Raw genomic sequence first — 19,901 nt, 5'->3', positions numbered from 1 at the left:
CGGGAATGGCGGAATCGGACGCGCGCGAGCGGATCCTGCGGGCGAGCCGGCAGGAGATCGCCCGCACCGGCGTGCGCGGCCTGCGCGTGCAGCGGGTGGCCAAGCGCGCGGGCGTCTCGCTCGGGCTGGTGTACTACCACTTCGAGGATCGATCGGGGCTGCTCAATGCGACGATCGACGCCGTCAACCTCGCCGTCCAGGAGCGCAATCCCGACCCCGACGACGGCTCGAGCGCCGTCGTGGACCTGCTCGTCGCCGAGTTCGACGATGAGGGCGACGTCCGCGACGACTCCGTCGTGTGGAACGAGATCCGCGCGATCGCGGTGTTCGAGACCGACCTGCAGAACGGCCTGTCGCGCAGCACGGCCGAATGGGAGCTGCGTCTGCACGGCCCGCTCGCGCAGGCGGGCGTTGCCGAGGAGCAGATCCCCGAGGTCGCGACGCTGCTGACGGCGCTCGTCGAGGGGTTGTCCAGCCGCTGGCTCTCCGGCCAGCTCGGCACCGCGGACGCCCAGCGGCTCGTCCGTGCGGGCGCCGACGCGATCCTGCACACCGCGCGCACGAGCCGAGTCCCCGGCGAGACCCTTCCCCGAGAGTGAGCCCCCCATGAACGTCCTCACGCGCCGCACGTTCCTTCTCGCCTCCGGGGCGGGAGCTCTCGTCGCGATGGCCGGCTGCGCGCCGACCCCGGAGAAGGGCTCGGCGTCGCCCGCCGCCGGCGGGGTCATGCCCGAGGAGGGCGCCCGGCACCGCGCGACGTGGATGAGCCTGCAGGTCGACGAGGAGGTCTGGGGCGAGGAGCTCGCGCCCGCCGCGCGCACGGCCCTCCAGGACATCGCGCGCACGATCGCCCGCTACGAACCCGTGTCGGCGCTCGTGGCGAAGGGCTCCGCCGGAGAGACCGACCTCGAGGGCGTCCACCTCGTCGAGTTCGACGCCGACGATCTGTGGATCCGCGACACCGGTCCGACATTCGTCCGCACGACCGACGGGCTCGCCGGGGTGGACTTCAACTTCAACGGATGGGGCGGCAAGCAGGAGCACGACCGCGACGCGCAGGTCGCGCGCACGGTGTGCGAGCGCGCGGACGTGCCCCGCATCCGCACGGAGCTCGTGCTCGAAGGCGGTGCGCTCGAGGTCGACGGCGAGGGCACCGCGATCATCACCGAGAGCTGCGTGCTCAACGAGAACCGCAATCCCGGCTGGTCCAAACAAGAGGTCGAGGACGAGCTCGAGCGCCTTCTGGGCATCACCCATGTGATCTGGCTCCCGGGCATCGCCGGGAAGGACATCACGGACGGGCACACGGACTTCTACGCGCGCTTCGCCCGTCCGGGTGTCGTGGTCGCGGGCCGCGAGGACGATCCGGAGAGCTACGACTACGCCGTGACCCGACGCCATCTCGAGATCCTGGGGAGCGCGGTCGATGCGAAGGGCCGTCGGCTCGACGTGCACGTGCTGCCCGGCCCCTCCTCGGTGCGACCCGAGTACGCGAACGACGAGTTCGCGGCCGGGTACGTGAATTTCTACGTCTGCAACGGGGCGGTGATCGCGCCGCAGTTCGGGGACGCCGAGGCCGACGCGTTCGCGAAGGACACGCTGGCGGAGCTGTTCCCCGACCGCGAGATCGTGCAGCTGGACATCGATCCGATCGCGGCGGGCGGCGGCGGCATCCACTGCGCGACGCAGCAGGAGCCGGACGCGCGCTGACCCCCGACGAGTCGGTCCCGTCCCCTCGCCCTCCGTCGGCGGATCGGGTGAGGGCCGTGCCCGCGCGACGACTCCGCCCCCGGGCCGACGTGCGCCCGCGGACGGCCGCGCGGTGCCGCGACGTCACCCTGCGCCGGCGTCCCGGGCGAACGCGGGGTTGACACCGAAGGCTTTCGCTCGCACGATAGTTGGATAACATCCAATTCTTTGATCGAGGTCCTCATGCGACGACGCACGACCACCCTCTCCGCCCTGGTCTCCGGCCTTCTTCTGCTCGCGGCCCTGACCGGCTGCACGGCCGGGGATGCAGACGAGAGTCAGACCCTCCACGTGATCCGCGCCGAGTCGTTCGACGGGTGGGATCCGGACAAGGCGGCCGCCTACGCGACCTACCAGACACTCAGCAACGTGGAGGAGCCGCTGCTCACGTTCGGTTCGGACGGTCACTCCATCACGCCCGGCATCGCGACCGCCTGGAACTACGACGCCGAGGCCCGCACCTGGACCTTCACGCTGCGCGACGGTGTGGCCTTCAGCGACGGCAAGCCCCTGACGCCGCAGGACGTGATCTTCTCGGCGACCGTCTGGGCCAAGGGGAAGAACTACGGATCGCTCTACAAGAACATCGCCGCGGTGACCTCCGACGATCCGCACTCCGTGGTCTTCCACATGTCGACGCCCGATACGACGCTCCCCGTGCTGATGACCTGGAGCTCGTCCGCCATCTTCCCGAAGGACTTCGGGGGCGTGAACGAGTCGACCTTCTGGCAGAAGCCGGTCGGCGCCGGAGCGTTCGCGATCGAGTCGTGGAGCACGGGCGGACAGACCGTGCTCGTCGCCAACCCGCACTACTACGGCAAAGTCGGCGTCCGACGGGTGGTGATCACGACCGTGACGGACGCGAACCAGGGCGCCGCGCTGCTGGAGTCCGGTCAGGCCGACATCTCGGAGTACGTCACCCCGCAGGACGCCGCCGCCTACGGCTCCGCGATCAAGGCCCTGCCGTCGAGCCAGATCGAGCACCTCAGCTTCAACACCACGCGCGCGCCCCTCGACGACGTGCACCTGCGCCGCGCCATCGCCCACGCGATCGACACCCCCATGATCATCAAGGGTGCGTTCAAGGGATACGGCGAGGCCGCCGCGGGCATCATCCCCTCGGGGCTCGCCAACGGCGCCGCCCCCGACGTCCCGGAGCCGTCCTTCGACCTCGCCGCCGCCAAGGCCGAGCTCGCGCAGGCGGCCGCGACGCCCGCCGGCCTGGAGGTGGTCTACGACGCGTCCAACCAGACGGACAAGAACGTCGCGCAGATCCTGAAGCAGAACCTCGCCGCCCTGGGGATCGACCTCACCCTCGCGCCGCTCGAGACGGGGACCTTCCTCGACCGGGCGTACGGGCTGAAGTCCGATCTCGTGCTGTGGTCCTACGGGCCGGTCTCTCCGGACGTGAGCGATCCGCTCGCCTGGATCAGCGGGACCTCCTGGTTGTTCAGCGGCGCGGACACGGACAGGATCGTCGCTCAGTTCGGCGCGTACACGGCGGCGCAGGACCCCGCCGCGCGCCAGGACGTGGTCCGCCAGGTGCAGGACGACGCCGCCTCCCAGGTCCTCGCGGCCCCGATCGCGCAGTTCCAGGTGCTGGACGCCGTCGGCCCGCGCGTCCGAGGGTTCGCCCCCGCGCCGTGGGGCATGTACGCCTGGTCCGCGATCACGCTGGGCAAGGGCTGACCGATGGGAGGACGCTACACCTTCGTCCTGCGGCGGTTCGCCTTCGCGATCCCGCTGATCGTGATCGTCGTCCTGCTGGTCTTCCTCATCCTGAAGATCACGCCGGGGGATCCCGCCCGCCTCGTGGTCGGCCTCCGCGCCTCGACCGCGGAGCTCGACGCGGCCCGCGCGCAGCTCGGCCTCGACCAGCCCGCCGTCGTGCAGTTCCTGCACTACCTGGGCAACGTCGTCCGCGGGGACTTCGGATTCTCGTTCAAGTCACAGCAGCCGGTGGCGGACATCATCGCCCAGCGCCTCCCCGTCACGCTGTGGCTGCTGGGCTTCGGGGCCCTGTTCTCGGTGATGATCTCGGTGACCGTCGCGACCCTCGCCGCGCGCACACCCGACGGCGTGTTCGACCACCTCGCCCGCGGCGCGGGGCTGGTGCTGTTCGCGATGCCCTCGTTCTGGACCGGGATCATCCTCATCCTGCTCGTCGCTCTGCCCACCGGTTGGTTCCCCGTCGGCGGATTCGGCTACACGCCGATCGAGCACCTGCGCTCCATCGTCCTGCCGGCGATCACGCTCGCGGTGTCGATGGCGCCCCTGCAGGTGCGCAGCTTCCGCGCCAGCCTGCTGGAGGTGCGCTCCTCGGAGTACATCACCGCGGCCCGCACCCTCGGCGTCCGTCCGCTGCGGGTCATGACCCGCTTCGTGCTGCGCAACGCGGCGCCCCCCACCGTCGCGGTCCTCGCCCTGAACATCGGCTACATGCTGTTCGGCGCCGTGGTGATCGAGACGACCTTCGCGCTGCCGGGCATCGGCGAGGGCATCGTGCTCGCCTCCCAGCAGCGCGACATCCCCCTCATCCAGGGGTACACGATCCTCTTCGCGGTCGCCGTGATGCTCGTGTACCTGATCGCCGACGTCGCGGAAGCGATCCTCGATCCGAGAGTGAAGGTCGACTCATGACCGCCCATGCCACGGCCACCGTGCCGCTCGCCATCGCCCGGGTGCGGAAGGAGCGGGGGCGCCGGCTCCCCCGGATGGTCTGGGTCGGCACCGGGATCGTCGCGCTGTTCGTCGTGTGCGCGGTGTTCGCCCCTCTCGTCGCGCCCGCCGATCCGCTCGCCCAGGACGTGCTGGCGTCCCTGCAGCCGCCGTCCTGGGCGCATCCTCTCGGCACCGACTCCCTCGGCCGCGATGTGCTCTCCCGATTGATCTGGGCCTCCCGGATCGATCTGACGATCGGATTCCTCGGAGCCGTGCTGCCCGCCATCGTCGGCACGATCCTCGGCGCGCTCGCCGGGTACTACGGCGGCTGGCTGGACGCCGTCGTCATGCGGTTCTCGGACCTCGTGCAGGCCTTCCCGAGCTATATCCTGGTGATCGCCCTCGTCTTCGTCCTCGGCGCGGGGCCGGTCTCCATCCTCGTGTCGATGACCGTGGTGTCCTGGGTCGCCTACGCGCGGCTCATGCGCACGGAGATGCTGCGCGTGCGGGAGCAGGACTACATCGCCGCCGCGCGTGTGTCCGGCTTCTCCTCCGCCCGCGTGCTGTGGCGGCACGCGCTGCCGAACTCGATCAGTCAGAGCCTGGTCTACCTTCCCTCCGACGTCGTGGCGGCGACCCTCGGGCTGGCCGCGCTGTCGTTCCTCGGCCTCGGCATCCAGCCCCCGGCGCCGGAATGGGGCGCGATGATCGCGGACGGGCAGACGTACATCCGGGCGCAGTGGTGGCTGTCGACGGTGCCCGGCCTCGCGATCGTGCTCTTCGGGCTCGGTCTGAACCTGATCGGAGAGGGGCTCGAGTCGTGGGTGCGCAAGTGACGGGGACGAGCGCCGTGCTCGACGTAAAGGACCTCGCGATCGATCTGCGGATCGACGGCCGCCGGCTGACGCCGGTCGACGGGGTCTCGTTCGCGGTCGGGCGAGGGGAGACCCTCGGCATCGTCGGCGAGTCCGGATCGGGCAAGAGCCTCACCCTCCGCGGAGTGCTGGGGATCCTGCCCGAAGGCGCGGCGCGTCGCGGAGAGGTCCGACTCGGCGGGGAGAGCGGTGATCCGTCTCCGCGCGTGGCGCTCGTCTTCCAGGAGCCCATGCTCGCGCTCAACCCGACGATGCGGGTCGGCGAGCTGATCGCCGAGGGCATCCGCGCGCACGGCGGGACCCCGCGCTCCGGGATCCGGGCCAAGGTCCTGCAGCTCATGGCCGATGTCGGCATCCCCGAACCGGCGCGTCGTGCGCGGATGTGGCCGCACGAGCTCTCGGGCGGACTCCGGCAGCGGATCATGATCGCGGCGGCGCTCGGCACGGAGCCCGACGTGCTCCTCTGCGACGAGCCGACCACCGCGCTCGACGTCACGATCCAGGCGCAGATCCTCGCGCTGCTGAAGCGGCTCGGCCAGGAGCGCGGCATGGGGTTGGTCTTCGTGTCGCACGATCTCGCGGTGGTCGGGACGATCAGCGACCGCATCGCAGTCATGTACGCGGGGCGCCTCGTCGAGGAGGGGACAGCGGAGCAGGTGCTCCGTCGCCCGCAGCACCCGTACACGGCCGCGCTGCTGGGGTGCACCCCCTCCACGGTGCGCGGCGATGCCGACCTCGAGACGATCCCCGGCACGCCGCCCGACCCGGGACGGTTCCCCGAGGGATGCCGCTTCGCCCCCCGCTGCCCGTTCGAGATCGACGCCTGCCACGGCGCCGACTACCGGCTCGCCGCGGGACGCGAGGGGCGGACGGCCTGCATCCGCACCGACCTGACTCTGGAGACCCGCCGATGACCCCGATCCTGGAGGCCTCCTCCCTGACCGTGCACTACGGCCGAGCCCGGCGCGGGGCCCGTCCCGCCCTGGACGCGGTCGATCTCGCCGTGGCCGCCGGTGAGTCGGTCGGCATCGTCGGCGAGTCCGGATCGGGCAAGTCGACGCTCGCGAAGGCGCTCATCGGCCTGGTTCCCGTCTCCTCCGGCGAGATCCTCCTGGACGGCACGCCGGTCGCGCGGCGGCGGACCAGGCAGCAGGTCCGCGGGCTGCAGATGGTGTTCCAGGATCCGAGCGCATCGCTCAACCCGCGTCTGGCGGTCGGTCCGATGCTCGAGGAGCTGATCCGCTTCCACCGTCTCGCCGCCGGTGCCGGGGTGAAGGCACGGGCACGACAGCTCCTCGACAGGGTGGGGCTTCCCGCCTCGGCGTACCACGCCCTGCCCCGCCGGCTCTCGGGCGGTCAGCGTCAGCGGGTCGGGATCGCCCGGGCGCTCGCGGTGGATCCGGCGATCCTCATCGCCGACGAGTCGACCGCCGCCCTCGACGTCTCGGTGCAGGCGGCGATCCTCAATCTGCTGATGGAGCTGAAGCGCGACCTGGGGCTCACCCTGCTGTTCATCTCGCACGACCTGGCCGTGGTGCGGCACATCAGCGAGCGCGTCGTGGTGATGAAGAATGGCGTCCTCATCGAGGACAGGCCGGCGGAGGAGCTCTTCGCCGCGCCGGAGCAGGAGTACACCCGTCAGCTCCTCGCCGCCGTGCCGCGACTATAGACTCGCTGCCGTGGACCGCCCGGCGCGCGCCGCGATGGGCCGCGTGCCTGCCGGGAGGTACGAGAGGCCGCGGGCGGCCGGGAAGAAGGGTGGGCCGATGTCGCGTCATGCGAAGGGCCGGGAGCGCGAGGAGATCGTCCTGAAAGCGGCGGCCGAGGCGATCGCCGAGCTCGGCTACGCCAACGTCCGCGTCTCCGACATCGCCGAGCGCGCGCAGATGACCACGGGGCACGTCACCTACTACTTCCCCTCGAAGAACGACCTCCTCCTCCTCGCGATCCAGCGCAGCGAAGAGGAGCTGGTGCAGCAGTCGCGCGAGGAGCTCGCCGGCATCGAGGATCCGATGGAGCGCCTGCGCCACCTCATCGGCCTGGCCGCCGCGAGCGGATTCCAGGACGACGGCTGGCTGCTCTGGCTGCAGGCGTGGGCGAACGGGCTCTCCGATCCCACCGTGTCGCAGAAGCACCGTCAACTCGATCAGCGCTGGTTCGAGATGCTGACCGAGGTGGTCGCGTACGGGAGAGATCTCGGCGTCTTCCACGTCGCCCGCGTCGAGGACGTGTGCGAGACGATCGCGGCCATGATCGACGGCCTCTCGATTCAGGTCGCCGTCGGCGCCGGCCGGGTGGATCGTCCCCGGATGCTGCAGCTGCTGGAGACCGGCGCTGCGGCATTGCTCGGCGTGGGAACGCGGGTCGCGGATCCGGCGGGTTGATGTCTTGACCTGAAATTGGATGTCATCCAAAATAGTGGGAAACCACTCTTTGGAGGACTTCTCATGGCATCGTTGCCGCTCACTCCCCGCGCCGCCGGATTCCGCATGCCGCCCGAATGGGCGCCGCACTCCGCGACGATCATGCTGTGGCCCTCGCGCCGGTCGCTGTGGGAGGACCGCTACGACACGGCCCGCGACGAGTATGCGAAGGTCGCCGCCGCGATCGCCGCGTTCGAACCCGTCTTCATGGTGTGCGAGCCCGACGCCGTCGCCGACGTGCGCCGGCGCTGCCCGTCCACGGTGACGCCGCTGCCGTTCGGAGCGGACGACTCCTGGGCGCGCGACTGCGGGCCGACCTTCGTCACCGATGACGCGGGGGAGCTGGCCGTCGTGAAATTCGGTTTCAACGCCTGGGGCAACCGCTTCCACCCCTACGACCAGGACGCGCTCGTCCCCGAGCGGATCGCCGCCCACTTCGGCGTGCCGCTGTTCTCCGCGCCGATGGTGCTGGAGGGCGGATCCTTCTTCGTCGACGGCGAGGGGACGATGATCACGACCGAGCAGTGCCTGCGCAACCCCAACCGCAACCGGCATCTGGGCACGGAGGACATCGAGCGGATGGTCGGCGACTACCTCGGCATCGATCGCGTGATCTGGCTGCCCTACGGTCACAGCCTGGATACCGGCCCGACCGGCACCGACGGCCACATCGACGGCGTCGCCCAGTACGTCGCTCCGGGCAGGGTGTTGCTCGAAGTGCCCGAGTCCGAGGACTCGACCGAGTTCGCCCGCGCGCGGGCCAATCTCGCCGCGCTCCGCGGCGCCCTCGACGCCCGGGGGCGTTCGATCGAGGTGGAGAGGTTCGATCCGCCGCTCGACGCCGAGGTGTCCTATGCCAACCACTATCTCGTCAACGGCGCCGTGATCGTGCCCGTCGACGGCGGCGACGGCGTGGAGAGGTCCCTCGGCCGCCTGCGGGAGATCTACCCCGGACGCGAGGTCGTCGGAGTGCGCGCCGACACCATCGCGACCGGCGGTGGGGGCCCGCACTGCATCACCCAGCAGATCCCCGCGGGGCTCGCGCTCTGAGCGGCACGGCGGGCCGCGCTCTCATCACGAGCGGGGTGCGGCCGGCCCGTGCGGCGGCTTCTCGTCGACGACGCCCGAACGCGGTGCGCCGTGCCGTCGGCTCAGCGCGTGTCGTCCCCGTCCGCGTCCTCGCTGAGCAGGCTGCGCAGCGCGGCTCCGGGATCGTCGGAGAGCCCGAGGGCGGCGTACGCGGCCAGGCCGTCGGCGGCGGCCGCGGCGGCCCATCCGCGCGCCTCGGCGTCGATCCGCCGATCCGGTCGCTCCTGCCGGAGCACCAGGAAGAGATCGACGAACGCCGCCGTCCACTCGCGGTATTCGGCCGCGAGCCCCTCGCGCACCCGATCGTCGCTCAGCGCGAGGCCGTGCAGGGCCGAGAACAGCCGCGCAGAAGACGCGCTCTCGGGCTCGGTCAGCAGCTCCAGCACGAGGTCGGCGCGCTCTCGGAAGGAGCCGGGGTGGTCGACCGCCTCGCGCAGCGGCGTGATCCACTCGGGATGCACGTCCTCGATGATCGCGAGGACGAGCTCCGTGCGATCGCGGAAATGGTAGTGGCACATGCCGTGCGTGACGCCCGCGAGCGCGGCCACGTTCCGCGTGGTGAACGTGCCCTGCTCGTCCCCCGCGAGCAGCGCGCGCGCCGAGGCGATCAGCCGTGCCCTGGTCGCCTCGCCCCGGGCGCGGCGACCCGTCGCGGGCGCCGTGGAGGGTGTGCGTTCGGGGGTCGCGGCCATTCTCACATCGTATTCCGAGTATTGCTAACCAAGCGCTTGGTAAATTAGGCTCGCCACGCCACGTTTCCGACGAACGGAGTTCGACATGACCAAGACCGATCCCACCCGGGACGCCCGCTGGACGATGGGGCGCCGCGGCTTCCTCGCCGCCGTCGGCATCGGCGCCGCGAGCGCGGCCGCCGCCCCGCTGCTCGGCGGATCCCCGGCCTCCGCGGCGACGGCGTCGTCGACCGCGGGATTCGCCGTGCCCGCCGAGGACGTGCCGCACGTGCGGACCTGGATGGCGTTCCCTGATCGCACCAACATCTGGGGAGGCAGCCTCTCCGGCGTGCAGGAGGACATCGCCCGCATCGCCAGCACCATCGCGAAGTACGAGCCCGTGTACCTCTGCACGAACGCCAAGAGCGCCGCCCGCGCCCGTTCCCTGTGCTCCTCGAAGGTGACGGTGCTCACCGACATCCCGGTGGACGACTGCTGGATGCGGGACACCGGGCCGATCTTCCGCCAGGACACCGCGGGCGGGCTGGACGCGATCGGGCTCAACTTCAACGGCTGGGGCAACAAGCAGTCCCACGCGAACGACGGCAGGGTCGCCGAGCGGATCGCCGACTACCTGGGGATCCCCTTCACCGCGGCCGACGTGGTCGGCGAGGGCGGCGCGGTCGAACAGGACGGCGCCGGCACGCTCATGGCCACCCGCAGCAGCCTGGTCAATGCCAACCGCAACCCGGGGATGTCCCAGAAGGACGTCGAGAACGCGCTGCTGGACGCCTACGGCGCAGACAAGCTGATCTGGTTCGACGGCGTGAGGGGGCAGGACATCACGGACGACCACGTCGACGCGACCTCGCGCTTCCTCGCCGACGGCCGCGCCCTCGTCCAGGTGCCGCTGCCCTCTGACAACGACGCGTTCTCCAAGGACGCCCGCCAGCAGCAGGCCGTCCTGGCCTCCTCCACCTCCGCCTCGGGCACCCGGATCTCCGTCACCCCCCTGCAGGGGCCCGACTACGGCAAGATCCGTTCGACGAACAGCAGCTTTCTCGCGTCCTACGCCAATTACTACGTCTGCAACGGCGCCGTGATCATGGGCCAGTTCGGCGATGCCAAGGCCGACGCCGCGGCGAAGGCGACGATGGCGAAGCTCTTCCCCGGCCGGGTGATCGAGCAGCTCAACATCGACCGCCTCGGCACGGGTGGCGGCGGGATCCACTGCGTTACGCAGCAGCAGCCCGCGGCCTGATCCCGGCCGATCCGGATACCCTCCGTGCGGCGGCGAGCCCGTCCCGCCGCCGCACGGACAGTGTCGCAGGCGGTCTCGCAGATGGCCTCACGGACGGTCGCACCGGGGCTCGCGCGGAACGGCGGGACCGCGAGTTCGGGGCGGAGAGCAGGCGGCGTAGAATCGAAGCATGACCGACGAGGATCCGGCCTCGTCCAGGCCGGCGACCGCACTCACGCGTGTCGTCGTGCGCGGCCTCATCGCCTTCCAGCCCGCGCACGCCCCGCGCTGGCCCGTCGCGCTCCAGGCGGCCCTGTCGATGTTCCTCCCGGTGATGTTCTTCACCCTGATCGGGCAGCCGGGCGTCGGCATGATGGCGGCTGGCGGGGCGTTCACCGCGATCTACCTCGTCGGTGCGGCGCCCTCGGTGCGGATCCGTCTGCTCCCGGTGGTCGGGATGACACTGATCGCGTGCGCCGCGCTCGGAACGGTGCTCGCGCCGTTCCCGCTGCTCGCCGCGGTGGGCCTCGTCCTCGTCACGGTCGGCGTCTCCGCGCTGTACTACGCCGTTCGCGTCGGCCCGCCGGGCCCGGTGTTCTTCGTGCTGGTGTACGGCCTCGCGACGCGCGTCACCGGTGAGGTCGACGGGCATCGCCTGGTGCATCCTCTCGTCTTCCTCGGTGCCCTCGCGCTCGGCGTCGTCGTCTCGTACGCGGTCGCCGCGATCGCGATGCTGATCGGCCGGATCCGCCACGGCGCGCACCCGGGAGGGGGTCTGCGCCTGGAGCGCCGGCCCCGACTCGATGCCGAGCAGGGTGCGCTCGTGATCCGGATCGCCCTCGTCGCGGTGATCGGCACGGTGCTGAGCGTGCTCGTCGTCGACCCGGCGCGGGGCTACTGGGTCGTCTGCGCCGGTGTCGCGGTGGTCGGCGTCAACGCGGGGCGGCGGGTCGCCCTCGTGCGGGGCAGCCAGCGCTTCGTGGGCACGGTAGTCGGCGCCGCCCTGTTCACCGTGCTCGCCCTGCTCCCGATCCCGTCACTGCTGCTGCCCGCGCTGCTGGGCGTGCTGCAGTTCTCCGTGGAGATTTTCGTCGTGCGCAATTACGCGCTCGCGCTCGTCTTCATCACCCCGCTCGTGCTGTTCATCATCACCGCCGTCGCCGGTCTGCACGGCACGCTGACGATCGCGCTCGTGGGCGAACGCGTCGTCGACACGCTCGTCGGCGCCGTGCTGGGCGCGGTCACGGGTGTCGTGCATCCGCGCGATCGCCGCACCGCGCTCGCCTGAGGCGTCGTCCCCGCGAGGGAGCGCGTCCGTCGTGCGGAGGTCTCGTGGCGGCGGGCGGTCGCGCGTAGCATGCAGACAGGGAGGAACCATGACGTCCACCGGCACCGTGATCCGCTGCGCAGCCTGCCAGACCCCCAACCGGGTCGGCGCCATCTCGCGCGGAACGCCGCAGTGCGCGAAATGCCACGCGAAGCTGCCGTGGGTCGTCACCGCCGACGAGAGCTCCTTCACCGCCGAGACCACGAGCTCGGTCCCGGTCCTCGTGGACTTCTGGGCCCCCTGGTGCGGCCCATGCCGGATGATCTCGCCCGTCGTCGAGCGCCTCGCCGCGCGCTACGCCGGAAAGCTCAAGCTCGTGAAGGTGAACGTCGACGAGAATCCCGGGCTGGCGGCGAGGTTCCGGGCGCAGAGCATCCCGCTGCTCGTGCTGATCGAGGGCGGCAAGGAGGTCGATCGTCAGATCGGCGCCGTCCCGGAGGCGCAACTGCAGGCGTGGATCCTTCCACGCATCGGGGCGTCGGGGTCCTGAAGTCGGTGTCCTGAAGGATCCCTCGATCCGCGGCGCGGCCCGATCCTGCCCTCAGCGGTCGGCGAGGACGGCGAGCACGTTGCCCGCAGGATCGCGGAACCAGGCGATGTCGGGCCCGCGACCGGGAGCGCCATGCGCGATGCCCTTCGCGTCGGTGCCGAAGTCGGGATCGACGTAGATCTTCGTCACGACGCCGCGGGCGTTGAGGTCGTCGACGGCCGCCTCGACGTCCTCCACGGGGAAGTTGAGGATCGTGAAGCCGGCGGGCTCGTGGTTCGGTTTCGAGTACACGAGGATCGATCCGCCCTGCGGCAGATGGACGGCGAGGAAGCCCATCTCGTTCGTCGAGACCTCCAGGCCCAGGGTCTCGGCATAGAAGGTGCGCGCGGCGTCGATGTCGTCGACGCTGAAGCCGCTGAACGGCCGGGTCGCGGTGAAAGCGCTCATGCGTCCAGCATGCGCCGCGCGCGAGGCGGAGTCCAGACCGCGGAGGGGCGAAACCTGCCCCCGCGACTCATGCCTGCGTGCGCAGGTCGTCCCGCGTCACCTCGTGCTGCAGCGGGAGCCCGCCGGCGAGGCGCTCGAGCTCGTCGAGCGCGGCATCGGTCATCCGGGTGAGCTCCGAGCCCAGCGAACCCGCGACGTGCGGCGTGATCATGACGTTCGGGAGCGCGTACAGCGGCGAATCCGCAGGCAGAGGCTCGGGATCGGTGACGTCGAGGATCGCGTTGAGACGTCCGGCGACGCACTCCGCGGTGAGGGCGTCGTGGTCGATGAGGCTGCCCCGGGCGGTGTTGATCACGGTCACGTGGTCCTCGAGCGCGGCGAGACGGGGGCGGTCGATCATGTGCCGGGTCGAGGGCAGCGCCGGGGCGTGCAACGAGAGCACGTCCACAGCGGGGATGAGGGTGTCGAGGGCCACGAGCTCTCCACCGGCCGCCGCGACCTCCTCCGCGGCGGCGAGGGGATCGGCGACGAGCACCCGGATGCCCTCGAGCTGTTGCAGCATCTCGACCACGCGCCGTCCGATCCGGCTGAAGCCGACGACGCCCACGGTCCGATCGCGGTTTCCCAGAGGTCCGTAGCGGTCCGCTCCGCCCTCGAACCGGCGGCTCATCGGATCCGCGGCGAGGAACGGGGCCTTCTTGCCCGCGAGCACGATCGCGGCGAAGGCGAACTCGGCGACGGGGATCGCGTTGACCTCGGCGACCGAGGACGCGCGGATGCCGCGATCCCAGAAGGACTCGGTCACCTGGGGGCGTATCGAGCCTGCGCAGTGCAGCATCGCGCCGAGCCGCGGCATCCGGGCCAGCCGGGCGGCGTCGAGCGCGGGGGCGCCCCAGCCCGTGAGCAGCACCTCGACGTCGGCGAGCCGGGCGTCCAGGGCGGGGTCGTCGAGGTCGTCGACGGCTAGCGGATCGGGCACGTCGGCGATGCGGCGGAGGCGGGCGAGCTGGGCGGCGCCGAACTGATTCCGGAACACGTCGGCGGCCATCACGACGAGCGCGGTGGGCGCGCGACCGGCCTCCGCGTCGGGGTCGTGCTCACGTATGCTCATAGCGGGAAAGCGTATACCCATGACCGCGCGGCGCGATTTCCCCGATGCCCCCGAGGAGGGTGACCGTGACCGAGCTCGATCCCGACCGCCTGATCCTGCCTGCCGAGGATCGCATCCTGTCGCCGCACACGGGGTGGACGAGGGAGCACTGGGCGGCCGTCGCCGATCATCTGCTGCTGTCCCTGCGCCCCTACGTCGGCCGGAGTCGCGCACAGGTGCGCCTGCCCGGCCTCGTGAGCGGCAGCGGCGCGGCGAGCGACGGTCTCGAAGGCTTCGCGCGATCCTTCCTGCTGTGCGCGTTCCGGGTGGCCGGCGAGCACGGCGCGGATCCGCACGGCTTCCTGGACGGGTACCGCGACGGGATCGTCGCGGGGACGGATCCCGCCGACCCGGAGCGCTGGATCCGCCCGCAGGAGCGGCCGCAGGCGCAGGTCGAGGCGGCGTCGATCGCACTCGGACTGCAGCTGACGCGCCCGTGGCTGTGGGACACGCTCGACGCCGACGCGCAACGCCGGGTCGTCGACTGGCTCGCGCTGAGCCCGGTGGCCGGCTACCCGGACAACAACTGGCGATGGTTCCGGATCACGGTGGAGACCTTCCTCGCGTCGGTGGGAGGGCCGTACGACGCCGACCGGATCGCCGCCGATCTGGCCCGCATCGAGGACTACTACCGGGGCGACGGATGGTGGTCGGACGGGATCCGGAGGGCGTACGACCACTACTGCGGCTGGGCGATGCACCTGTACCCGCTGCTCTGGGCGGGATCCGCGGAGGCCGAGGGCTTCGGCGCTCAGGCCCTGGCGCCGGTGTTCCGAGCGCGCCTCGCCGACTTCCTCGACGACCATCTCGCTCTCCTCGGAGCCGAGGGCGTGCCCGTGCTGCAGGGGCGCAGCCTCATCTACCGGTTCGCGACGGCCGCGCCGTTGTGGATGGGGGCGTCCTCCGGTACCCGGCAGCCGCTCGGGCAGCTGCGCCGCGCCGCCTCCGGCACGCTGAAGGCGTTCGTCGAGCGGGGCGCGATCGACGAACGCGGCCTGCTCTCGGTCGGGCTGTTCGGCGCCTGGCCTGCGATGGCGCAGAGCTATTCCGGAGCGGGTTCGCCGTACTGGGCGGCGAAGGGCTTCTTCGGCCTCGCGCTGCCCGCCGAGCACCCCGTCTGGAGCGCCGTCGAGGAACCGCTCCCGGTGGAGCGGGGCGACGTGCGACGCGTGCTGCGGGCGCCGGGTTGGATCGTCAGCGGCACCGCGGTGGACGGCATCGTCCGGGCGATCAACCACGGCACCGACCACGGCGACGTCGGGGACCGGACGGGGGACTCCGCGCTGTACGCACGCTTCGGCTACTCCTCCGCGACGCTGCCGCCGCTCACCGGTGCGACGGTCGACGACCCGGCCGACAACATGGTCGGCGCGGTGGACGGAGCAGGTCGCTCCACGCACCGCACCGGCTTCGTCCGCGGCCCGATGGGGGACGACGGCACCGCGGCCTTCGCGGTCTCGATCGCCGACGCGCACTGGGTCGATTCGAGCATCGGCGGCCCGACGTACGACCACGGATCGGCGCGGATCGGCGCGGTCGTGGACGGCCCGCGCCTCGCGACGGCGTCGATCGTGCGCGGCGCGTGGGAGGTGCGCGTGACGCGCCGCCTCGCGAGCGGTCGTCCGGAGGCGGATGCGGATCCGATCCTGCTGCGGCTGAGCGGCTGGCCGTTGTCGGGCGCCGCACCCGCCCGCGCCGTGACCACGGCCGCGTCCGTCGCGCTCGAGCTCGCCGGCCTCCGCTCGGAGCTGCGGATGCTCGGCGCGTCGGGCACGGGCGCGTCGGGATCGGGCGCGTCGGGCACGGGCGGGTCGGTGACCGGATCCGTGCACGTCGAGGAGGGGACGTCGCCGATCGGGGCCGTGACGAGCCTGCCCCGGTTCGAGGTCGGCGGGATCGAGGTGGGCGACGTCGTGAGCACGGCCGTGCGGCTCGGGCGCGGATCCGAGCCGGCGCCGCAGACGGCCGTCGTCCCGGCCGAGGACGGAGCGGTCTCCGTGGTCGTGACGTGGCCCGGTGGCGCGGTCTCTGCCGTGCGCGTTCCGAGCTGAGACCCCGCCCTTGCACGACCGCCGAGGCGTTCGCGTCGCCGTCCGGGTCAGGGGGCGGGTGCGGCCGGCAGTACACGGCCGGAGCGCAGCACCGCCTCCCAGCGCGCGCCGGTCGCGAGCAGCCTCGGCAGCCCCGCGACGAGACCGCGCCGAGGCAGACGGTCCATGAGGTCGACCTCTGCGGGCAGTCGCCGGTGCTCGCCCCTGCTCAGACGCTCGAGCGCGTGCAGCAGCGCGAGCGGATGGGACTCCAGGGCGCTGTGCCCGTTCTCGATCTCGACGAGGACCGCGTCCGGCGCGGTTGCGGCGACGCGCTCCGCGACGGCCGCCGGCGTGCGCAGATCCCGCGTTCCCGCGAGCAGGACCGTCGGCCAGGCGAAGCCGCTTGCCGCGGCGGGCAGGTCGAACGGCTCCCCGGTGAAACGCGGGAAGCGGTCCGCCACGGGGGCGTACGCGAGCGAGGGATCCAGCGCCGAGCCGTCGGGATCCGGGCCGAACCCGAGCTCGCGGAAGGCGATCGCGCCGACGAGGTCGAACTCGTAGAACCCGGGAACGTGCGTCTCCGACTCTCCGCGGTCCGCGTACGCCTCCAGCGCGGCCCAGACCGAGGCGTGCGGGCCCCGCAACCGCTGGCGCAGCAGCGGCGTGAGCAGCTCGGCGCCGCCCAGTTCATAGGCGGCCCGGAGCACGCCGAGCAGGATCCGCGGATCCGATCCCTCGGTCAGCAGCTCCTGCACGGCGCCCGCGATCCGCGCATCGCCCTCGACGAACAGCTCGCGGATCAGCGCCCGCTCGACGTCCCGGTCGGCCGTGGACTGCAGCGTGGAGTCGAGCAGCATCCCGGCCACGCGGCCGGGGTGGCGGGCGCCGAAGGCGGCGGCGATGTAGCTGCCGTAGGAGGATCCGGCGACGTACGCGCGGGAGACGCGCTCCGCGTCGAGCACGGCGGCCAGATCGTCGACCACGTCGACGATCCGCATGGCCGAGATCGGCAGACTGCGACCGGACGGATCGACGCGGGAGAGCCCCACGCCCCGGTGCTCCATCATGATCACGTCGAGTCCGCGCGCCGCCGCCACGCGCCGGAAGCGTCGGTAGGGGAGCACGGATCCCAGGCCGGGCCCGCCCGGGATGACCACGACGGGGATCCGTGCTCTCCGCCCGCTGCGCACGTAGGCGAGGTCGAAGGCGGGCGCGGTGTCGGTCGCCGCGCGACGCACGCGCCGGACGCCCTTGACGGGAGCGGCCAGCAGCCGGGGCAGCGCGCTCGGCGCATGCGTCCCCTTCGCCCTGTCGGTGCCGGCGGCTCTCGTCATGGCTCGATTATGCGCGCACCGGTGTAGGGCGCGCCTTGCGGTCGGCTATCAACGGGCTAAGAACGACCGGGATCCGCCATCGCCTCGACCGCCTGGTCGGCCTCCGCGACGATCGCGGCCATCGCCGCCGCCGCGGCGTCCGGGTCGCGGGCGGTGACGGCTGCCGCGACCTCCTGGTGCAGCCGCAGGGCGGTCTCGTCTGCCTCGTGCGGCATGAGGGCGTGGGCGGTCCGCCCGTGCAGAAGCGCGCCGACGACGTCGGCGAGTCCCGCGAGATAGGCGTTCCCCGATCCGCGGAGGATCGCCGTGTGGAAGGCGACGTCGTGACCGAGGTAGACGGGCTCGTCGGCGCGCGCGCTGTGCTCGACCATCCCCAGGACGGCGCCCACGAGCGCGGCGCGGTCCTCCGGAGTCGCCTGCTCGGCGGCGAGCCGGGCCGCGAGCGGCTCGATCGCGGAGCGCAGCTGTGACAGCTCGTGCAGGGCGCGCAGGCGGTCGGCCCCGTCGAGGCGCCAGCGGATCAGCTCCGGTGCGTACGCGTTCCAGCGCGTCGCCGGGAGGACCTCGATGCCGGCACGACGGCGCACGTCGACCATGCCCGTGGTCTCGAGCACGCGGACGACCTCGCGCGTCGCGGAGCGGGACGCGCCGTACTCCTCGGCGAGGTCCGCGGTCAGCAGGCGCGCGCCCGCCGGGATCGTGCCCTCGACGATGCTCGTGCCGATCGTGTCGAGCAGCCGCCGGTGTTGCGCGATCCCCGTCTCACGCGTCCCTGCCACCATCGCTCCATTATCGCGATCATCCGACGAGACGACGCATGATTCGATAAATGCCCGACATAACTCGTGTTAAATCTTGATTAAGTCCGACTTATCTCCTAGCCTGATGGGAAATCCTCCGCCAGACCAAGGAAGCTCATGGCCATGTTCACGCCCCTGCTCGCCCCTGCCGCCGGTGTGTCCGCGACGATCCTCGGGACCGCCGACACGCCGCCGCCCACGACCACGGCCCCCGAGGGCGTGCTGATCCTCGCCGCCCTGCTGGGCATCGCGACGATCGTCGTGCTCATCACCTGGGTCAAGCTGCACCCGTTCCTCTCGCTCGTGATCGGATCCCTCGTCACGGGTCTCGTCGCCGGTATGTCGGCCACGCAGACGGTCACGAGCTTCACGAACGGATTCGGCGCCACGGCGGGCGGGGTCGGGGTCCTCATCGCCCTCGGCGCGATCTACGGCAAGCTGCTCGCCGACTCCGGCGGCGCCGACCGCATCGTCGACACCCTCATCTCCAAGGCCTCGGTCGCCGCACTGCCGTGGATCATGGGTCTCGTCGGCGCGCTCATCGGTCTCCCGATGTTCTTCGAGGTCGGGCTCGTGCTGCTCGTGCCGGTCATCATCCTCGTGGCACGGCGATCGGGTCAGCCGCTCATGAAGATCGCGATCCCGACGCTCGCGGGCCTCTCGGCCATGCACGGGCTCGTGCCGCCGCACCCGGGGCCGCTCGCCGCGATCAGCCTCATCGGCGCGAACCTCGGCGTCACGCTCGCGTTCGGCGTGCTCGTCGCGATCCCGACCGTCGTCATCGCCGGCCCGCTGTTCGGCAAGGTCGTCGCCCGCTGGGTGAACGTGCCGGTGCCGGACCTGTTCCGCACCGCCGAGGACGAGGCACAGCCCGGCGAGACCGCGGCCGTCAAGGCGCGCCGTCGTCCGAGCTTCGGCGCGACGCTGTTCAGCATCCTGCTCCCTGTCGTGCTGATGCTGCTCTCCGCGGTCTACGACATCGTCGCTCCGGCCGACACCTCCGCGGTCAAGGGCATCGTCGACTTCCTCGGCAAGCCCGTGATCGCCCTGCTCATCGCGGTGCTCGTCGGCATGGTCGTGCTCGGCCGCGGCGGGGCGATGAGCGCCAAGGAGGTCGGCGCTTCCGTCTCCTCCGCGCTCCCCGGCATCGCGGCGATCCTGCTGATCGTCGGCGCGGGCGGCGGGTTCAAGCAGGTCCTCGTCGACTCGACGATCGGCACCGTCATCGCGCACGCCATCTCCGGCATCGGCGGGGCGCTTCCCGTCGTGCTGTTCTTCGCCTGGCTGGTGGCCGTGCTCATCCGGGTCGCGACCGGATCCGCCACGGTCGCGACGATCACCGCCGCCGGCATCATGCAGCCTCTCGTGCAGGATCTGCACATGACGAGCGGCGGGGCCGCGCTGCTCGTGCTCGCGATCGGCGCCGGATCCCTGTTCCTGTCGCATGTCAACGACGCAGGATTCTGGCTGATCAAGGAGTACTTCGGCCTGAGCATCCCGCAGACGCTCAAGTCCTGGACCGTGATGGAGTGCCTCATCTCGGTGGTGGGCCTGATCGGTGTGATGGTGATCGGCCTGTTCGTCGGCTGATCCGGAAGCAGAGGAGCAGATC

19 protein-coding genes are annotated in these 19,901 nt (G+C 71.6%); 14 read left to right on the top strand and 5 right to left on the bottom strand.

From position 1 onward, the window contains the following. Window positions 1-5 precede the first annotated feature (5 nt). The 9 genes from Q0P88_RS07130 to Q0P88_RS07090 all read left to right on the top strand — a co-directional run bounded on the left by Q0P88_RS07130 (window position 6) and on the right by Q0P88_RS07090 (window position 8,758). On the top strand, window positions 6-599 hold the full coding sequence (locus Q0P88_RS07130; protein ID WP_295012559.1) for a TetR/AcrR family transcriptional regulator: 594 nt from the start codon (window positions 6-8) through the stop codon (window positions 597-599). Between the two features lie 7 nt (window positions 600-606). Further along, window positions 607-1,710 (top strand): agmatine/peptidylarginine deiminase, encoded by a 1,104-nt coding sequence (locus tag Q0P88_RS07125; RefSeq protein ID WP_295012557.1) that lies wholly within the window; start codon window positions 607-609, stop codon window positions 1,708-1,710. Window positions 1,711-1,917: 207 nt separating this feature from the next. Beyond that, window positions 1,918-3,438 (top strand): ABC transporter substrate-binding protein, encoded by a 1,521-nt coding sequence (locus Q0P88_RS07120; RefSeq protein ID WP_295012555.1) that lies wholly within the window; start codon window positions 1,918-1,920, stop codon window positions 3,436-3,438. A gap of 3 nt (window positions 3,439-3,441) precedes the next feature. Next, window positions 3,442-4,389 (top strand): ABC transporter permease, encoded by a 948-nt coding sequence (locus tag Q0P88_RS07115; protein WP_295012553.1) that lies wholly within the window; start codon window positions 3,442-3,444, stop codon window positions 4,387-4,389. Further along, on the top strand, window positions 4,386-5,246 hold the full coding sequence (locus tag Q0P88_RS07110; protein ID WP_295012551.1) for an ABC transporter permease: 861 nt from the start codon (window positions 4,386-4,388) through the stop codon (window positions 5,244-5,246). The genes Q0P88_RS07115 and Q0P88_RS07110 overlap by 4 nt, the downstream gene beginning before the upstream one ends. 14 nt (window positions 5,247-5,260) lie before the next feature. Next, window positions 5,261-6,199 carry an ABC transporter ATP-binding protein gene (locus tag Q0P88_RS07105; protein WP_295012549.1) on the top strand — a complete coding sequence of 313 codons (939 nt, stop codon included), beginning with the start codon at window positions 5,261-5,263 and terminating at the stop codon, window positions 6,197-6,199. Next, window positions 6,196-6,954 carry an ABC transporter ATP-binding protein gene (locus Q0P88_RS07100; RefSeq protein WP_295012547.1) on the top strand — a complete coding sequence of 253 codons (759 nt, stop codon included), beginning with the start codon at window positions 6,196-6,198 and terminating at the stop codon, window positions 6,952-6,954. Before Q0P88_RS07105 ends, Q0P88_RS07100 begins: the two co-directional genes overlap by 4 nt. A 97-nt stretch (window positions 6,955-7,051) precedes the next feature. After that, window positions 7,052-7,669 carry a TetR/AcrR family transcriptional regulator gene (locus Q0P88_RS07095; protein ID WP_295012545.1) on the top strand — a complete coding sequence of 206 codons (618 nt, stop codon included), beginning with the start codon at window positions 7,052-7,054 and terminating at the stop codon, window positions 7,667-7,669. Window positions 7,670-7,732: 63 nt separating this feature from the next. After that, window positions 7,733-8,758 carry an agmatine/peptidylarginine deiminase gene (locus Q0P88_RS07090; protein ID WP_295012543.1) on the top strand — a complete coding sequence of 342 codons (1,026 nt, stop codon included), beginning with the start codon at window positions 7,733-7,735 and terminating at the stop codon, window positions 8,756-8,758. Window positions 8,759-8,859: 101 nt separating this feature from the next. Here the strand turns inward: Q0P88_RS07090 and Q0P88_RS07085 are convergent, their stop codons facing one another. Then, window positions 8,860-9,489: a TetR/AcrR family transcriptional regulator gene (locus Q0P88_RS07085; protein ID WP_295012541.1), complete on the bottom strand. Its 630-nt coding sequence runs from the start codon at window positions 9,487-9,489 to the stop codon at window positions 8,860-8,862. Between the two features lie 85 nt (window positions 9,490-9,574). Here Q0P88_RS07085 and Q0P88_RS07080 point away from each other — a divergent pair, with 85 nt between their 5' ends. The 3 genes from Q0P88_RS07080 to trxA all read left to right on the top strand — a co-directional run bounded on the left by Q0P88_RS07080 (window position 9,575) and on the right by trxA (window position 12,525). Beyond that, window positions 9,575-10,729, top strand: coding sequence for an agmatine/peptidylarginine deiminase (locus tag Q0P88_RS07080; protein ID WP_295012539.1), 1,155 nt, complete (start codon window positions 9,575-9,577; stop codon window positions 10,727-10,729). Between the two features lie 169 nt (window positions 10,730-10,898). After that, window positions 10,899-11,996 carry an FUSC family protein gene (locus tag Q0P88_RS07075; protein WP_295012537.1) on the top strand — a complete coding sequence of 366 codons (1,098 nt, stop codon included), beginning with the start codon at window positions 10,899-10,901 and terminating at the stop codon, window positions 11,994-11,996. Between the two features lie 88 nt (window positions 11,997-12,084). Continuing rightward, the gene (gene trxA, locus Q0P88_RS07070) at window positions 12,085-12,525 is read left to right on the top strand and encodes a thioredoxin (RefSeq protein WP_295012535.1); all 441 of its coding nucleotides are present in this window, start codon (window positions 12,085-12,087) and stop codon (window positions 12,523-12,525) included. 51 nt (window positions 12,526-12,576) lie between these two features. On the opposite strand, the gene Q0P88_RS07065 is transcribed toward trxA, so the two are convergent. Both Q0P88_RS07065 and Q0P88_RS07060 read right to left on the bottom strand, forming a co-directional pair. Then, window positions 12,577-12,972, bottom strand: a complete 396-nt coding sequence (locus Q0P88_RS07065; protein WP_295012533.1) for a VOC family protein — start codon at window positions 12,970-12,972, stop codon at window positions 12,577-12,579. A gap of 67 nt (window positions 12,973-13,039) precedes the next feature. Further along, on the bottom strand, window positions 13,040-14,083 hold the full coding sequence (locus tag Q0P88_RS07060; protein WP_295012530.1) for a hydroxyacid dehydrogenase: 1,044 nt from the start codon (window positions 14,081-14,083) through the stop codon (window positions 13,040-13,042). Between the two features lie 65 nt (window positions 14,084-14,148). Between Q0P88_RS07060 and Q0P88_RS07055 the strand changes: the two genes are divergently transcribed. Beyond that, window positions 14,149-16,173, top strand: coding sequence for a DUF2264 domain-containing protein (locus Q0P88_RS07055; RefSeq protein WP_295012528.1), 2,025 nt, complete (start codon window positions 14,149-14,151; stop codon window positions 16,171-16,173). 47 nt (window positions 16,174-16,220) lie between these two features. On the opposite strand, the gene Q0P88_RS07050 is transcribed toward Q0P88_RS07055, so the two are convergent. Then, on the bottom strand, window positions 16,221-17,489 hold the full coding sequence (locus Q0P88_RS07050; RefSeq protein WP_295012526.1) for an alpha/beta fold hydrolase: 1,269 nt from the start codon (window positions 17,487-17,489) through the stop codon (window positions 16,221-16,223). Window positions 17,490-17,545: 56 nt separating this feature from the next. Next, entirely contained in the window at window positions 17,546-18,271 is a 726-nt protein-coding gene (locus Q0P88_RS07045; RefSeq protein ID WP_295012524.1) for a FadR/GntR family transcriptional regulator, read from the bottom strand. Between the two features lie 135 nt (window positions 18,272-18,406). On the opposite strand from Q0P88_RS07045, the gene Q0P88_RS07040 reads away from it, so the two are divergent. Then, window positions 18,407-19,879 carry a GntP family permease gene (locus Q0P88_RS07040; RefSeq protein WP_295012522.1) on the top strand — a complete coding sequence of 491 codons (1,473 nt, stop codon included), beginning with the start codon at window positions 18,407-18,409 and terminating at the stop codon, window positions 19,877-19,879. Window positions 19,880-19,901: the final 22 nt, after the last annotated feature.

The organism is uncultured Microbacterium sp. (genome assembly GCF_945952435.1).
GTDB lineage: Bacteria > Actinomycetota > Actinomycetes > Actinomycetales > Microbacteriaceae > Microbacterium.
Note: the sequence above shows the minus strand (reverse complement) of the source record. Positions and strands in the feature narration are given on the sequence as shown.

Bases quoted from the DNA above. Each gene is read 5' to 3' on its own strand.
- Q0P88_RS07040 (WP_295012522.1), top strand. From the start codon at position 18,407: ATGGCCATGTTCACGCCCCTGCTCGCCCCTGCCGCCGGTGTGTCCGCG.
- Q0P88_RS07125 (WP_295012557.1), top strand. From the start codon at position 607: ATGAACGTCCTCACGCGCCGCACGTTCCTTCTCGCCTCCGGGGCGGGA.
- Q0P88_RS07060 (WP_295012530.1), bottom strand. From the start codon at position 14,083: ATGAGCATACGTGAGCACGACCCCGACGCGGAGGCCGGTCGCGCGCCC.
- Q0P88_RS07075 (WP_295012537.1), top strand. From the start codon at position 10,899: ATGACCGACGAGGATCCGGCCTCGTCCAGGCCGGCGACCGCACTCACG.
- Q0P88_RS07045 (WP_295012524.1), bottom strand. From the start codon at position 18,271: ATGGTGGCAGGGACGCGTGAGACGGGGATCGCGCAACACCGGCGGCTG.
- Q0P88_RS07090 (WP_295012543.1), top strand. From the start codon at position 7,733: ATGGCATCGTTGCCGCTCACTCCCCGCGCCGCCGGATTCCGCATGCCG.
- Q0P88_RS07095 (WP_295012545.1), top strand. From the start codon at position 7,052: ATGTCGCGTCATGCGAAGGGCCGGGAGCGCGAGGAGATCGTCCTGAAA.
- Q0P88_RS07110 (WP_295012551.1), top strand. From the start codon at position 4,386: ATGACCGCCCATGCCACGGCCACCGTGCCGCTCGCCATCGCCCGGGTG.
- Q0P88_RS07050 (WP_295012526.1), bottom strand. From the start codon at position 17,489: ATGACGAGAGCCGCCGGCACCGACAGGGCGAAGGGGACGCATGCGCCG.
- Q0P88_RS07085 (WP_295012541.1), bottom strand. From the start codon at position 9,489: ATGGCCGCGACCCCCGAACGCACACCCTCCACGGCGCCCGCGACGGGT.
- Q0P88_RS07115 (WP_295012553.1), top strand. From the start codon at position 3,442: ATGGGAGGACGCTACACCTTCGTCCTGCGGCGGTTCGCCTTCGCGATC.
- trxA (WP_295012535.1), top strand. From the start codon at position 12,085: ATGACGTCCACCGGCACCGTGATCCGCTGCGCAGCCTGCCAGACCCCC.
- Q0P88_RS07130 (WP_295012559.1), top strand. From the start codon at position 6: ATGGCGGAATCGGACGCGCGCGAGCGGATCCTGCGGGCGAGCCGGCAG.
- Q0P88_RS07065 (WP_295012533.1), bottom strand. From the start codon at position 12,972: ATGAGCGCTTTCACCGCGACCCGGCCGTTCAGCGGCTTCAGCGTCGAC.
- Q0P88_RS07080 (WP_295012539.1), top strand. From the start codon at position 9,575: ATGACCAAGACCGATCCCACCCGGGACGCCCGCTGGACGATGGGGCGC.
- Q0P88_RS07100 (WP_295012547.1), top strand. From the start codon at position 6,196: ATGACCCCGATCCTGGAGGCCTCCTCCCTGACCGTGCACTACGGCCGA.